This is a genomic window from Vulcanisaeta distributa JCM 11217 (assembly GCF_001316005.1).
Classification (GTDB): Archaea; Thermoproteota; Thermoprotei; order Thermoproteales; family Thermocladiaceae; genus Vulcanisaeta; species Vulcanisaeta distributa_B.
In genome coordinates this window covers 42,123-56,543 of the sequence record NZ_BBBJ01000012.1, presented here as the reverse complement: position 1 = coordinate 56,543, position 14,421 = coordinate 42,123, and the positions used below count along the sequence as shown (strand labels likewise).

Here is a 14,421-nt window from a genome sequence, read left to right as displayed (position 1 = left end):
GAACTCGTGAACATTATCAACAACATCAGGCCCAACCTCCCTAGGTATTCCCAATAATTCATACACCATATCAATCCTCCTTAAATTACCTGGATGCCACAATCCAGTCAACGCCTCATTACTGGCGTCATTAACATATTTATTACCAATGAGGTATGCTAGGTATGAACTTAACGTACCAATAAATGCCTCACCCCTCCTTACACGCTCAATTAAGTCCCGCCTATTCCTTAACAACCAGAGTATTTGCACTACGGGCGATGTCGGTATTAAGACATTGCTCAGCAGTGGTAAACGCCTCATGATTGAGTATGGGAACTTATTAACGATTTCCAAGCCCCCCTCCTGTCCAACCACGTGATTATATTTACTAGGGGATTACCGGACCTATCCCATGCAAGTATTGACGCTCTATAGGTTGAGATGCCGAGGTACTTAACGCCCTTATCCCTAGCCGTGCTAATTAAGTGATTGAAGGCGGATCTGAGCGCGTTTGCGTCTTGCTCAACACGGTAATTGCCAGGGAATGTCATCGGTACATTTACGGTTTCCGAATATCTCTGGTTAAGTTCCTCATCATATATTATGAGCTTGACATTCGTAGTACCAACATCAATTACCCCAAGACTCATGAAACCACCCTCCTAATAATTACCTTATCGGTGTCCGGTAATTCAATAACTGCAGCATCATTACTAATGATGTACTCCCTACCATTAACCATGACTCTACATCCCTACAGGGAATTATCACTCTACGCACATCCCTACTAACCCTATTACCTGGGTAAATCGGCAGGTCACTATCTATGACCATGAACTCGCCGGACCTATTTACCAATTCCCCAGCCATTATCTTACCACTTTCGATGACAATGCCTGGGTCGTACGTCTCAATGACCGCTTGACCAACAGCCCTGAACTCAGGAAATGGATTAAATGGTTTAAACATAGATATCACCAGGGTATCTGCGGCTACCCACTCACTATTTACTAGGATTTTCTCAACCCTCCCCCCCATGCCCTTAACATACCTTACCCTACCGACAATGATATCAATACCTCCATCCATATCCCTAGTATCAAGCTTCGTCGGTGATATTACGCGGACGGTAACGCCACGCCTCATTAATTCCCTAGCCAACGATAATGCGTATTGATTATCACCGTATACCACCACATCTTTACCAGGTAGTAAGTCGTAATGCAGCATATCTAATACTGCATGATGTGGGTAAATCCCCGCAGGTCTCTCACCATAGATGCCCAACTCGGGCAATGTCATTACCCTGAACCCCCCCGTAGCCACAATGACATTACTAGTAAGCCTCCTATAACCTCCTCTCCAAATTGCGTATATTGCATCATTAATCCTAACGGCTGTCGTAATTAACCGAGTACTGACCTCCTTCAATGCTTCATTAATGAAACCTTTAGTTTCAGGCATTATTGAGTGAATACCACCAACGTAGTCCCTATACTCAATGACCTCAGCTTCAACCCCCCCCAACCTACGCAGCTCAAGCGCCAGTGATAAACCGGCTAACCCGGCACCAATTATCGTGTAACCAACCATGAATCATCACCTAACTTGGTTAACTTCCTTGGGTCGATACCAAGTTCCTCAGAGATAACCTTAATTGCCTTGCCGAGGCACATTCCCTGGCAGATACCCATGCCAAGTCCAGTCCTAAAGACCACACCATCGAGAGTCGTTGCGCCACGCTTAATTGCCTCACGAATATCAGCCCTGGTAACCCCCATGCATGGGCATATTACCTCGCCCTGATCATCATTAATTGACCCACCACCCTCAATAATGTCCCTCGTCATAATCATTGGGTCTACCTCCTTAACATCATCCTTGGGCGTGAGCACTACGCCTGCCTCCCTAAGCATCTCCACGACCCTCCTGGCTATTGCTGGCGCCGATGTTAGTCCAGGTGATTCAATACCTATTAAATGAATTACATGTTTGCTTGACCTACTGTACGTTATTACGAAGTCATCACCCTCAGGTATTGGTCTAACGCCTGCGTAGGCCTTTATTGGCGTGAAATTCCTATTCCTCAATAACCCACTGAACTTCTCATTCAGTACATCAATGTCATCTTCATTGACCGACCTATCACCTCTATCGCTCATTGATAGGCTTGGTCCCCCCCATATCGTTGTACCGAACACCGTGGGTATGATGGCACCACCCTTAGTCTTTGGATTCGGTATTAGCTGCAGCGGTGCTACAATATTCCTTACCTGCTCTCCCCCCCAGAACACGAGCATGGCGCCCTTACCAAATTCAAGCTTATACTCATCGCCAAATAGTCTCGCAATATCCGCCGAGTAAAGCCCTGCGGCATTAACCACGTACTTAGCCCTGTACTCACCCCCCCTGCTCGTAATTAGGGCGACCTCATCGCCCAGTATCTTAGCATCTTTAACCTCGGTGTTTAGGGCGAAGTCAATACCGTTTAACCTGCAGAAGTTGTATAATTGTGATATTAACTCAAAGGAATTTATAATCCCATAGCCCTCAACCTCAATTGCGCCTAAGCCGCTAACGTTTGGTTCAACCCTGCGCAAGCTCCGCGGACCGAGAATCCTAATCCTAAAGCCCCGTTTACCATACACGTGATTTAAGATCAACCACACGGCGGGTAGCGCAATTAATTGAGCCGGGTTCTTAGCCACTAATAGCGCATTCAATCTCCTAATCCTGACATGGAGCCTCCTTGCAATGCCATCATACAGCCTATTACCCTCAACGGCTAATTTACTCCTTAATGAATTAAATGGTGGTTGAACAACATGAATAACACCTGCATGGCCCTTTGAAACACCAAAGCCCGGCTCAACCTCCTTATCGATAACCAGAACCCTAACTCTATAGTGGGCAAGCTCATACGCGATGAACAAGCCAACAACCCCCCCAGAACCTATTATAACAACGTCATAACTCATGACCAACACCCAGCCTGAGGCCCCTCATTACCATTAAAAACCAGGAAGTAACCAATATGAGTCCTATGAATTCCGTTGGCAGTAATAATGTTGATAACCCAGGTTGATAAAGCCTTATGTACATGAAGGCAATAATGAGTATTATTACGTAAGAAAGCAGAGCCAGTGAAATTGCATAGCCGAAGCCCTTAATCCACGTATTGCCATCCATATATGGCCTGACTATTAATAACGTGATCAGCATTATTGGTGCTGTGGATAGTAAGCCGTAAAATAGCAATGGCTCATCACTCATTAAGAATGATTGAATTGCCTGTACGTAAATAAGTACGTATAGGAGTATTGGAATTATTATTGAAAGAGTAATTAATGCGTAAGAACCATGCCTGATCCGCATAATTACTGAACCAATTATTGAGAATAGTATTAGACCGATTAGGTAACCCATGAGTAATGGTGGCGCCTCCCCAGTATTCCCCAGGTAATTGAGAAAGCCTGTTGTCAGGGTTATCAATCCAATAATCGACGCGGTGACCACAGAGCCACCAACTATGCTTAACGTAATCATGGGTAATGACTTAGGAATTCCCTTACTTATGGGTAGTAATGATATTGACATTAAATCTATTATTAGGGCTATGACTAACCATAGGAATAATGGCGTGTAAATTACGGGCGTGTACATGAAGTCCCTACTCACGTATACCTGCGAGCCAAGTTCCATAAGCGTTATGTTGCTGAAGCATACCTTGAGTATGGAAGCTCATTAAGTGGTATCTGCGGCTTTAATGGGAATAGGCTTGACAGGTCTCTGTAATTGGATGTATTAGGTATTGAGTATACGTTGCTTATCAACGGAAAGCCCTGCGACTCATTAAATATTATCGGTCTCCTACTCATGTTGAAGTAGAAGAAATCGAGAGGTATGTCACTATTTAGCACATACTCATTTAGGGCAGGCAATCCCCCCCAGTTATAATCAATAAATGCTATTAATGATGCGTGGGTTAACAGAGTATGCGATACATAATCCTCCTTGGCATAGGGCGATATTACTATTAATGGAACTCTAACACCCAGTGGTTCACCATTTATAATTGGTGGTGGTACGTGGTCGTAATAGCCTCCAAACTCATCCCACGTTATAAAGATCACCGTTGAATTCCATATTGGGCTTTCCTCAACCGTATTTATTATGTAAAGAAGCCAAGCCTCGCCATATAATATATTATTCGGTGGACCCATGTCATTTATCGGGTTTGGCAACACCCAGGAAACTGCGGGTAATGAACCATTCATAACCTCGCTTATGAAATCGCTCCAAGTCTGTATGTGTGATGAGTACTTATTAATGCCGTAGAAGTACTTAATGTCAAGTAGGCTTTGAGGTTCCCTAGGATCCACGTAATAACCCCCAACTCACGTGGTATTGACATAACTCTGCGAATATACTCTCCTGGACCGGTATGTAGGGTGGTGGACCATAATCATCAATGACCGGTGCATAGGCCGCGTATAGAAAGAGGTGGTTAGGCGCGCTCTCTGAGAGGTATGGCGTGAAGTAATTATCAGCAAGCCCATACTCCTCAGCCAAATCCCAAAGTGGCGCTACCTGATCTACGGTGTAGTAGTAAAGTGATGGAGGGCCTGAGCCCCCCCATAACCACCCATTCATTTTCCCATAATTCCAATCAGCATGATACGGTATGTATCCCTCATTAGGGTCTTTCGTGTAGTAAGTGCCTATTGGTACGGGCCGTAAATAACTAGGTATTTCACCTAGAGTAAGTAGGTTGTTAGGTGTTGTTAATTGGTCAATTAATGGACTATTAAGTGTGCCGTTGGTTGGGTATACGCCAAAGAAGTTATCAAAGCTGTGGTTCTCCAGGAGTATGATAATTACGTGCTTAATGGGCGTCTTAGTACTTAATTGGGACGCCGGCAGGGTTTGGCATTGCGGTATTGTGAAGACCAAAGCACTGCCTTGGTATGCGCCATAGATAAAAAGCCCAAGTAATATTAGGGATAGGGTAATCGCTACAATAATTATTATAGTGAACTGTAAACCATACTTATTAATTAGCATTATATTGACAATTTACTCATTATTATTTAAGCATTGACAATACTTACTCATATACATAAATACATGGATTATATTTAATCTATTTACTCCGCGGTCTCCAATCATAGAGATACCCACCACTTACTATCGCGAGGACTGAGCCCCCCCAGGTTAGGCCTCCGGCGGCGAGTATCCACATTAGTATGCCTAGGAAGACCATTACCAAGCCCAATACCCTGCAAGCCTCAGGCCTTGGATAGAGAAGGGGGGGCACAAGCGAGAGTATTAGGGTTATTCCACCAAGTATGAAGGCATTTACCAATGACGTACTCACAAATAATACCCTGAAGTACATTATTGGCATTAGGAGGAGTATTACGGCCGATAGTAAGCCCAGGTAAACTCCCCAAAAGGGTATCCTACCCCTGAGCGAGCGCCATTTATCCCTAATGAAGTAGCCAATGAGTGGTGGTATTAATACGGCTAATACTACGATAGGTGTTAGGGGGGGTAGCGCGAAGAGTAGTGCCATCATTACAAAGAGGTATGAAGGTGGCTTGATTAAGGCAAGGAGTATTGAACTGACATATATGAACACCGCATACACGATTATTAATGATATGAGTGTACCGAGACCCATTCTTCTAACCACACCTGGATCATAGTTATTCTCCTCCATAATAGCCACGGGTATTACGCCAATGAAGATCACGGTTAGGAAAATGGCGATGGTAAGGATAATCAACGCGAAACCGATTAGTGACGGCCTAATCCAGAAGTAAACCCAGGTAAGTAGGTTCACGGCAAATAGGATAGGTAGTATTATGACCTTACGCCTCCACATACTAACGAGACCAAGACCAAACCTAGTGAGGAAATCCACAAATTAACTAATATAAGGCATATCCTTTAAGGTTAATCCATATATAACCTTTATAGGTTATTAGAAAGAAGTGAAGGAAAAATAAATAATAATTTTGACATAAATAAAGCGCTAATGCCGCAGCCCTAACCTAGCCCATTACCCGATATACTATTGTACGTAGTTACCGTACCGGTGGTTGTGTTGCAGACTATTACCGCTGGCGTTACCGTAACGTTCAACCCAGTGTAGGTTAAGCTACCGACGCTTACGTAGTATGCGTAGGTCGTTAAGCCATACATTGTACCACTACTAATTGTTTGATTAACGACGTATGGCAGACCAGCCGCTATTATATTAATGCCGCTTAAGCTACCTGATGTTGATGTTAGGTTGACCGCGTACATGAATACGTTACTCATGTCCGCTGAGCTCATGCCTAGCGATGCCGTGATTTGAACAGTGGCTGTTGGGCAACTTGGCATTAGTGGATTAGGTAACGACACCGTGACTGTCTTATTAATGACCTGACCATTAGGAGCACTAAGCGTGCCTATTGACTGAGCAATCACCGGCGCATACTCACCTGGCTGCGTTGATGTTGAGTAGACCCAGCCATACATTAGAACGTTACTTATATCGGCCGTTGGTAGGTATATCTCGACGGGGGGGCCTGGTATGTCTGCGTTAATTGCAATGCCCATGACAGACGCCGCAATTAGTAGGGCTATCACGAGACCTAGACCTATTACCGTTAGTTTCCAATTCATACTAGGTATTTATCCTCGATTTAGCTCTAAAGTTTAGTCCATAAATATAACATATATCTGTAGTGACAAAAATTAACTAAGTAAAAGGGTCAATTTCTAATTAGTTTCTTTACATAAGTCAAGCGTTAATTTCGACTGATGAGTAAGTTATTGATGATGCATTAACGTAGTATGCGTATATCTCCACGTTATAGAGCGGCAGTAGTTCTGAGATAACCTCAGATATTATTGATAATGTCCCAACGTTTTGCGGAGTTATTGTCACGGTTATTCCCAATACGGTGGCTGTAATATTCGCGGCATACACAGTGATATTTTGTACAGTGGCGCCGCCCATGCTTATTGTAATGTTATAGCTAGAGCCAATACCAATTATTACCTGCCCTGAGGGCATGTAAAGAGTACTCGCTTGATAAATGACCACTGGAACACCATCATAGTTACCCGCACTAAATGAAACATAACCCGAAGCCTTAATCACCGGTGCATATATATACATCACTGGGTCATGCGCAATCATTCCCTTCGGATCGCCATGGAATAAGCCATTAATACTTAGTAAGATTAGTAATGTTCCCAAGAATATGATATGTGAATATTTCCTATTCATAATTCATTGAATTAATTCTTAATGTTGAATTAAAATATTTTTAATACATATAATATTTATTACTCTATATACCCTAACTCCAGGTTAATCCCCCCCACTCCTTAACCCTCTTAATGATTCCAAGCTCCATATCGCCCTCAATGTAAAAACCTGTAATTACCTGGGTCACCCTAATATCGTCAAGTGGGTCATACGGTGTACCGCCAAGTTTAATTCTAGCATCACCAGCCCATATTTGCGGGCTTTCCCTTGGCGTGAATGTGAACTTGGCATACCAGTGTATTAATTGAGCAATGCCGGGAGTGCCGTCAGGTAAGGGTGGTAATGTCCTTAATGATAGTAGTGGGAAAGTCACGGTATTCTCCACCCTGGGCATTAATGCCTTAAAAGTGTCTAACTGCTCAAGTCCTAACTTACCACTTATTGCAACCTCAATCCTCATTAATTCACCGCCCCCCCTATCTAACGTACCTATTGCTAAACCATAATCATTGACAGTAAGCCTAATGTCACCAAGCTTCTTAGGTGCGCCAGCCAATTCCCTGCCTGCTGCCATGGCTGCGTCATTGGTTACGTAAATATACGGTATGTAATAAGCGAGTTCAATACCCTCGGTCTTCACGGGTAGCGCCACCAATGCTTCCCTGTAGACTCCAACCGTCGATATTCCGTAATCGCCAACCCAGAAGGCAGCCATCTCAAGGGCTAAGTCAACACCCTCAGGTAGTAGTGGCTCCACGCTCTTTGGATCAATGTTTGCCAGCGCCATAACTACTCTAACTTTACTATAATTTATGACTGATGAGCGGGGGGGATATAACGGGGGGGCATTTAATGGTATTCCAAAACCCTTATCACCGCCCTTAAGGACCATATACTTGAAATATGTCTATTTAAATTTAAGTATTAGTACTATTTATATTATTTACTTTTACAAACCATAACCCTGAATAATGTCATCAGCAGCGTCAAGGCTTAAGGCCTCCACGGTACCATCCTCAATGAGCAATGCTCTAGCGTCTCTAAATAACTTCTCAATAATGAACTCCTTGCTGAGACCATAAGCACCAAATATTTGCAATGCATCATGGGCTACCTCAAAGGCTATCTTCTTCGCGTATATCTGAGCAGCCCTTGCGTACCTGGGTGGTATTGTGAATGACTGCTCAACAAAGAACTTCGTGTATACGTAATCCATGGCCCTCCTAACGTAGTACCTAGCCGTCTCGACCTTCTCGAACATCTCATAAATCTTCAACTTAATGTTCTTATGTTCAACTAACGGTTTACCACCCTGCACACGAGACTTTGCGTATTTCAAGGCCTCCTCAAAGGCCGCCCTGGCGAGACCCACTGAGTACGCGCCCATGTTCACGCTTGTCAAGTTAAGTAATTGGTCTGAGAAAACTTCGTAGAATGGTGGTTGAACAATTACGTAATCATCAGGTACACGTACATTATCAAAGTATACAGGTCCCTGTGGACAATCCCTATTACCAAGCATATCAACCGGCTCACCCTTTCTAACGCCCTTTAGGTTGAGCGGCACTATTACGAATGCGCCGTCCCTAAGGCTCTTGCCATCCTTTAATTGAGCATGAAGACCCATGTGAGTGCATATTGGCGCCGCCGATACCCAGGCAGACTTCTGCCCATTTATGACCCACTCATCACCATCACGCTCAATAATCACATTACCCCCCCTACCAAAGGATTCAACCTCCTTATCCCTAAACGCCAGTATGTAATCGCTACCATGCTCAGGCTCCGTGACACCCCAACAACCGATGTACCTACCCTCAGTGTCCTCAAGCCATGGCCTAACAAGTTCCTCCCTAATTCTTTCTGAACCAAACAACGCAGCTATTGTGAATGGTATCGCGTCAACACCAATAAGCGTTGCAAAGCCCAAGCTAGCCCAACCAAGCTCCTCATCGATTATGTACCTCTGTAGGTTCGTTAGCTCAATGCCACCACGATCCTTGGGCAGGTGAATCCTGTGCAACCCCCCCATCCTCTTCATCTCCCTAATAGCGTCATACAATGGTGAACCAGGCGCAATTCTATCCCCCCCTGGGTCCATCTTATCAACCTTAATTGATAATGGCCTAAGGACCTCCTCAGCAAGCTTATGAATATCCCTCCTTATTGCATCATCCTCACTACTCAATCTATCAAGATCCAGGTAACTCATTGTAACTAATTATATGTAGATATTTTAAACGTAATTACCATATATAATATATCGATATATTCGAGTTAATATATAACATTTATATCAATAATTCTTTAAATTCGTAGGAAATAATTAACTATGTATGTCAAGTGAGGGTTTTATATTTCCCAGCCCACAGTGGCTGAGGCCTTTTGCAAGGCCTTAAATGAGAATCAGGAGTATAGGGAGGCGGCTAAGGATTGGGTTTGGGATGTGGTCTTTGTGGCGTCTAACGTGCCTAATGCCGTTGTTAGTGCTGTGGCTCAATTAATGGGGCTTAGCAACGTGACTTCTAACGCTGGCGCCATGAAGTTTAAGCTTAGGAATGGTACTTGCCAGGGCTCTGAGTTCTACATAGATGCGAGTAAGGCAGATGCTGACTACGTATTAGAGGCAGACTACACCCTCTGGAAGGACTTAATACAGGGTAAGGTTGATCCAGTCGCGGCAATACTCTCGAGGAAGATTAGGGTGAAGAAGGGTAGCTTCCTAACCCTTATTCAATTCTCATCAGCAGCCATTAAAATGACGAATACAGCCATGAGAGTTCCAACGAAGTTCGTGGCCTAATCCACGGCGTTTCTCCCTTAAAGTATTAAATATATATGGTTATATATTTACTTTATGTCAAAATATTAATCTTACAGTGATTTGTTAAAAGCCATTGATATACATTAATACTCATGAAGGCCGCAACCTACAGGGGGGGACCAAGCAAACCATACCTAGAAATCAAGGAGGTACCCGCACCGAAGCCGGGACCCGGCGAGATACTTGTTAAGGTTGCCGCGACTGGCATATGCCACAGTGACCTGCACCTATTTAAGGGTGATTTTGGGCCGGTTAGGCAAGGTTTCATACCTGGGCATGAGATTTCCGGTTGGGTTGAGGATTTTGGGCCCGATGTTAAGAATCCATGGGGGGGCTTAAGGAAGGGCGATCCGGTCATTGTTTCCTGGATCGTCCCAGACGGTATCTGTAAGTACTGTGCCAGCGGCAAGGAGAACTACTGCCCAGCGGCCGCAGGTAGGATGCCGGGCTTGGTTGGCTTAACGGTGGCCATGCTGAGTACCTAACAGTCCCCGAAATAGCGGTTATACCCCCCCTTGAGAAGGGTGTTGATGTTTACTACGCAGCACCAATTGCCTGCGCCTACGGCACTGCATACCACGCATTGAGGGAGGCCGGTGTTGGGCCAGGCACAAGCCTAGTGGTTATTGGCGTTGGCGGTGTTGGTTTATCGGCCGTTCAATTAGCCAGCGCCATGGGCGCGTACCCAATAATTGCCGTGGACATTAGGGACTACGCGCTCGATAAGGCTAAGGAGCTCGGCGCCACCCACGTGATAAACTCGAGCAAGGAGGACCCAATAAGCAGGATAAGGGATATACTCCCAGACGGTGCCGACGTAGTTCACGAAGCCAGGCCAGAGCCTGACCTCAAGTTATCCATGGAGGTGGTGGCCAGGGCCGGCACGATAGTGGTGACCGGACTTGGTGGTCCAAAGTCCTACTTCAGCGTGAACATACTGCCTTTCGTAATTAATGGCATTAGGATAATAGGTAGTTTAGGCTATAGGCCCAGGCTTGACCTACCGGAGATAATTAGGCTTGTGGCTTCGGGTAAGGTGGATATCAAGAAGTTGGTTAGTCACGTATACGCTCCTGAGCAGATAAATGAAGCATACGATAACCTGGAGAAGGGGGGGCTCCATGCAAGGGCCATTGTTAAGTGGGGTTAAATCGCCTTTTTAAGGGGGGGTATCCGTTAAATCACTCATGATTATCTTTTACCGAATATAGCCATTAACTGCCTAGTTATTGGCGTTGGCACTGCATCTGGGTTAACGAGGACGTCGGCGATGCACGGCTTATTAGTTCCATATATGCACTTATCCAGTCCATCCTCCAACTCCTTCTTATCACTGATTCTAACGCAATCTATGTTTAGTGATTCAGCGAACTTGCAGAAGTCCATAGGGTATGTATGTGACGCATAGACCTTACCACCATAGAGAAGCCTCTGCTGTAGCTTCAGTACTCCCTGAGCCCTATCATTAAATATCACAAATGCAACCTTAAGGTTTAACTCAGCCGCCGTGGCTATCTCCATGCCAGTCATGAAGAATGCCGCATCACCAGTCGTGGCAACCACAGTCGCATCAGGCCTAGCCACCTTAGCGCCAATAGCCGCAGGTATTGCGAAACCCAGCGATGTAAAGCCCGCCGGGTTAAAGTAAGTCCTTGGTTTATAGACTGGTAACTCAAACATGGCGACTTGATTACCACCGGCATCGCAGGTGACTATCGCCTTTCCCTCACGCATGTCGCTGTCAATAACGTGGGAGAGAGCCCTCACTAAATCGCTTGGGTTTATCCTGGATTCGTCATAACCAAGCTCCCTCAGTTGTTGATTACCTACAGAAGCCTTAACCTCATTAATTAGCTTGATACCTCTATCCCTGCCAGGTCCTTTACCCTTAACCCTATCATACAATGTGTTAAGGAATTCCAGGGCATCTGAGATTATTGCTAAGTCAGTCTTATAGTTCCTGCCAATATCGTTTGGATCAACATTAACGTGAATAAGCCTCCCCCTTATTGGTAGCGACCACATGCCCGTGCCCAGCTCGCTAAACCTCGTACCCACTGCGAGCACTACATCGGCATTCTCAACAAGCTTAACAGCCACAGTATCCCCAAAGTAACCCGCGGCTAAGCCTCCATGTAATGGATGATCAAATGGTATTGCACCCTTACCCATGACAGAGGTAACAACGGGAGCACCCAACTCCTCAGCAACCCTGATAAGGCTTCACTTGCGTCTGCCGCTATTACACCACCACCGACGTAGATAACAGGCCTCTCAGCATTAAGTAATTCCTTGGCGGCTAAATCCACCAGACCTGGGTCAGGCTTGACCCTCGTGGGTTCCTCCTTAGTGTAGCCTACCCACTCGGTCTCACTCTCAATCACGTCCCTAGGCAACTCCACATAGACAGGGCCTGGCCTACCCTCCCTGGCCATCCTAAAGGCCTTAGCCATTACCCTGGATATCTCCTTAGGATCCTCAACCCTAACAGCCCACTTAGCGAATGACTTGAAAATATTCAATTGGGCATTCACATCCCTAAATTCGTGGTAATAACCCCTACCTGCCGTCCTTATTGGCGTTAATCCAGCAAGCGCCACGATTGGAACTCCCTCAACCGATGCCTGGGCAAGTGGTGTAACTAGGCCGGTTGCACCCGGGCCTGCAGTGGCGATTACAACACCGACCTTACACTGGCCCTTGCATAGCCATCAGCCATGAAACCCATGCTTGGTTCAAAGCGTCCAAGCACGTGCTTTATCTTATCACGGTAATCATGAAGCGCCGCGTATAGGCCAGTACGTGTGTCCCAGGTAAGCCAAATACTGTATCCACGCCCTCCTCAATCAGGGACTTAACAATTGCCTCACCACCAGTCACCATGGCCATCCCTCACCTCTTAAGCGCCATTAACGCATCCCTAACGCCCTTAGCCACGTATAGCGTGTACCTTTTCACGGACTCTCGCGTGACTCCAGCTATGTGGCTCGTAATGAATAGGTTCGGGACCTCGCCTCTCTTGAATGCCCTTAGTAATGGCGATGTGTCCTCAGTCGGTGGCTCACCTGTGAGCACATCCGCCGCATAACCAGCTATTTTGCCGCTCTTTAAGCCCTCGAGAATTGCATTCTCATCAACAACCTCACCCCCCCTGGCAGTGTTAATGATGTAGACACCATCCTTCATAAGCCCAACCTCCCTCCTACTAATCAAGCCCCCCCTACTCTCTTTAGTCAACGACGTGTGTATCGTTATGAAGTCCGACTGCCTAAGCAGGTCATCGAGGTTTTCAACCCTAATCGCATTAACCTCAATGAATCTCTCCCTATCCACGAACGGATCATAGGCGAGAACCCTCATCCTAAAGGCATTGGCTATTGATGCCACGTAGGAGCCAATCCTACCAAGACCTATTATGCCCAGGGTCTTACCGAACAACTCAATACCTGGTGTTAATAACGAACCCCCCACTCACCATTCCTAACCCTGCCCATATTCTCGGGAATCCTCTTAACCATCATTAGTAATAAGCCGAAGGTGAACTCCGCTACGCTGTATGTCGAGGCACCGGCGGCGCTGACGACTTTAATTCCCTTACTCTCGGCATACTCGACATCAATATGGTCAGTACCTACGGATGCGGTACCGATTACCTTAAGGTTCCTACCTGCATCTATAATGTCCCTAGTCACCCTATGCCAGACACTGACTATTACCGCGTCGTAATCGCGTATTACATCCCTCAACTGCTCGGTGGTCATTGGCTTAACATCAACCTCACCAACCTCACTAAGCATTTTCATCGCCTGTGGACCAACGTCCGGGTCCACAAGCGGTACTGTGACCAAAATCCTCATATACTAAATCAATAAACTCATAATGTAATAAGCATACCTATTATTTATAGTAAGTGAGAAAAATGATTGGTTTTGATTGGTATGTATAAGCCTATATATTGTATTACTACGCACTACGCGCCGTATTCATTATATCAATGAGTGTTGCGGCATCCATTATGTTACCCGTTACCTTAATGATGCCTGAGAAATAAGCCTGCATTGCATCGAGCTGCCCCTTAATTAACTTCAGCAGGTTATCCTTATTCACCTGTATTGTAGCTGTTGGCGACCTATGGGTACCCTTATTAAGCTTCACAGTGCCACCGCCAACCTCGACGTAGAATGGTTCGTAGCCCTCCCCCCCAGTGAATTGAAACACCTTGACCGGCCCACTAACCTTACTGGTTAGTTTTGGCAGGGCCTTCTCAGTCATTGACTTTAGAAGTTCGAAGGGATCCTCAGACATGTTAATCAAGAATTGATTTAGTTCATTAGGATTTTAAGTAATG

At 45.4% G+C, this 14,421-nt stretch carries 15 protein-coding genes and 3 pseudogenes; 2 read left to right on the top strand and 16 right to left on the bottom strand.

Annotated features, from left to right (window positions below; translation table 11 throughout):
• The 11 genes and pseudogenes from JCM11217_RS16960 to JCM11217_RS11545 all read right to left on the bottom strand — a co-directional run.
• A pseudogene (locus JCM11217_RS16960) lies at nt 1-357 on the bottom strand (carbohydrate kinase); the annotation flags it as partial.
• Nucleotides 300-632, bottom strand: coding sequence for an FGGY family carbohydrate kinase (locus JCM11217_RS16955; RefSeq protein ID WP_243679352.1), 333 nt, complete (start codon nt 630-632; stop codon nt 300-302). The gene JCM11217_RS16955 and the pseudogene JCM11217_RS16960, both read right to left, overlap by 58 nt.
• 19 nt (nt 633-651) lie before the next feature.
• The gene (locus tag JCM11217_RS11590; RefSeq protein ID WP_243679351.1) at nt 652-1,575 is read right to left on the bottom strand and encodes an FAD-dependent oxidoreductase; all 924 of its coding nucleotides are present in this window, start codon (nt 1,573-1,575) and stop codon (nt 652-654) included.
• Nucleotides 1,557-2,960: an FAD-dependent oxidoreductase gene (locus JCM11217_RS11585; RefSeq protein WP_054842998.1), complete on the bottom strand. Its 1,404-nt coding sequence runs from the start codon at nt 2,958-2,960 to the stop codon at nt 1,557-1,559. Before JCM11217_RS11585 ends, JCM11217_RS11590 begins: the two co-directional genes overlap by 19 nt.
• Complete coding sequence (locus JCM11217_RS11580; RefSeq protein WP_243679350.1) at nt 2,950-3,660, bottom strand: hypothetical protein; 711 nt, start codon at nt 3,658-3,660, stop codon at nt 2,950-2,952. The genes JCM11217_RS11585 and JCM11217_RS11580 overlap by 11 nt, the downstream gene beginning before the upstream one ends.
• A 29-nt stretch (nt 3,661-3,689) precedes the next feature.
• A pseudogene (locus tag JCM11217_RS16950) lies at nt 3,690-5,046 on the bottom strand (alkaline phosphatase family protein).
• A 79-nt stretch (nt 5,047-5,125) separates the two neighbouring features.
• Complete coding sequence (locus JCM11217_RS11565; protein WP_054842989.1) at nt 5,126-5,908, bottom strand: hypothetical protein; 783 nt, start codon at nt 5,906-5,908, stop codon at nt 5,126-5,128.
• Between the two features lie 125 nt (nt 5,909-6,033).
• Nucleotides 6,034-6,657, bottom strand: coding sequence for a hypothetical protein (locus JCM11217_RS11560; protein WP_054842988.1), 624 nt, complete (start codon nt 6,655-6,657; stop codon nt 6,034-6,036).
• A gap of 118 nt (nt 6,658-6,775) precedes the next feature.
• Nucleotides 6,776-7,237: a hypothetical protein gene (locus JCM11217_RS11555; protein ID WP_243679349.1), complete on the bottom strand. Its 462-nt coding sequence runs from the start codon at nt 7,235-7,237 to the stop codon at nt 6,776-6,778.
• 103 nt (nt 7,238-7,340) lie between these two features.
• Complete coding sequence (locus tag JCM11217_RS11550; RefSeq protein WP_054842987.1) at nt 7,341-8,141, bottom strand: acetoacetate decarboxylase family protein; 801 nt, start codon at nt 8,139-8,141, stop codon at nt 7,341-7,343.
• Nucleotides 8,142-8,198: 57 nt separating this feature from the next.
• A complete protein-coding gene (locus tag JCM11217_RS11545) occupies nt 8,199-9,461 on the bottom strand; it encodes an acyl-CoA dehydrogenase family protein (protein WP_054842986.1) in 1,263 nt (420 codons plus the stop codon).
• Between the two features lie 159 nt (nt 9,462-9,620).
• On the opposite strand from JCM11217_RS11545, the gene JCM11217_RS11540 reads away from it, so the two are divergent.
• Together JCM11217_RS11540 and JCM11217_RS11535 are read left to right on the top strand one after the other, a co-directional pair.
• The gene (locus JCM11217_RS11540; protein WP_243679348.1) at nt 9,621-10,052 is read left to right on the top strand and encodes an SCP2 sterol-binding domain-containing protein; all 432 of its coding nucleotides are present in this window, start codon (nt 9,621-9,623) and stop codon (nt 10,050-10,052) included.
• Nucleotides 10,053-10,165: 113 nt separating this feature from the next.
• A pseudogene (locus tag JCM11217_RS11535) lies at nt 10,166-11,223 on the top strand (alcohol dehydrogenase catalytic domain-containing protein).
• 41 nt (nt 11,224-11,264) lie between these two features.
• Here the strand turns inward: JCM11217_RS11535 and JCM11217_RS11530 are convergent.
• From JCM11217_RS11530 to JCM11217_RS11515, 5 genes are all read right to left on the bottom strand, one after another.
• A complete protein-coding gene (locus JCM11217_RS11530; RefSeq protein ID WP_243679347.1) occupies nt 11,265-12,272 on the bottom strand; it encodes a thiamine pyrophosphate-dependent enzyme in 1,008 nt (335 codons plus the stop codon).
• Nucleotides 12,197-12,748, bottom strand: coding sequence for a thiamine pyrophosphate-binding protein (locus JCM11217_RS11525; RefSeq protein WP_243679355.1), 552 nt, complete (start codon nt 12,746-12,748; stop codon nt 12,197-12,199). Before JCM11217_RS11525 ends, JCM11217_RS11530 begins: the two co-directional genes overlap by 76 nt.
• Before the next feature lie 217 nt (nt 12,749-12,965).
• Nucleotides 12,966-13,544 carry an NAD(P)-dependent oxidoreductase gene (locus tag JCM11217_RS16945; protein WP_243679346.1) on the bottom strand — a complete coding sequence of 193 codons (579 nt, stop codon included), beginning with the start codon at nt 13,542-13,544 and terminating at the stop codon, nt 12,966-12,968.
• Nucleotides 13,526-13,930, bottom strand: a complete 405-nt coding sequence (locus tag JCM11217_RS16940; RefSeq protein ID WP_243679345.1) for a hypothetical protein — start codon at nt 13,928-13,930, stop codon at nt 13,526-13,528. Before JCM11217_RS16940 ends, JCM11217_RS16945 begins: the two co-directional genes overlap by 19 nt.
• Nucleotides 13,931-14,036: 106 nt before the next feature.
• Entirely contained in the window at nt 14,037-14,378 is a 342-nt protein-coding gene (locus JCM11217_RS11515; RefSeq protein WP_054842983.1) for an SCP2 sterol-binding domain-containing protein, read from the bottom strand.
• Nucleotides 14,379-14,421 lie beyond the last annotated feature (43 nt).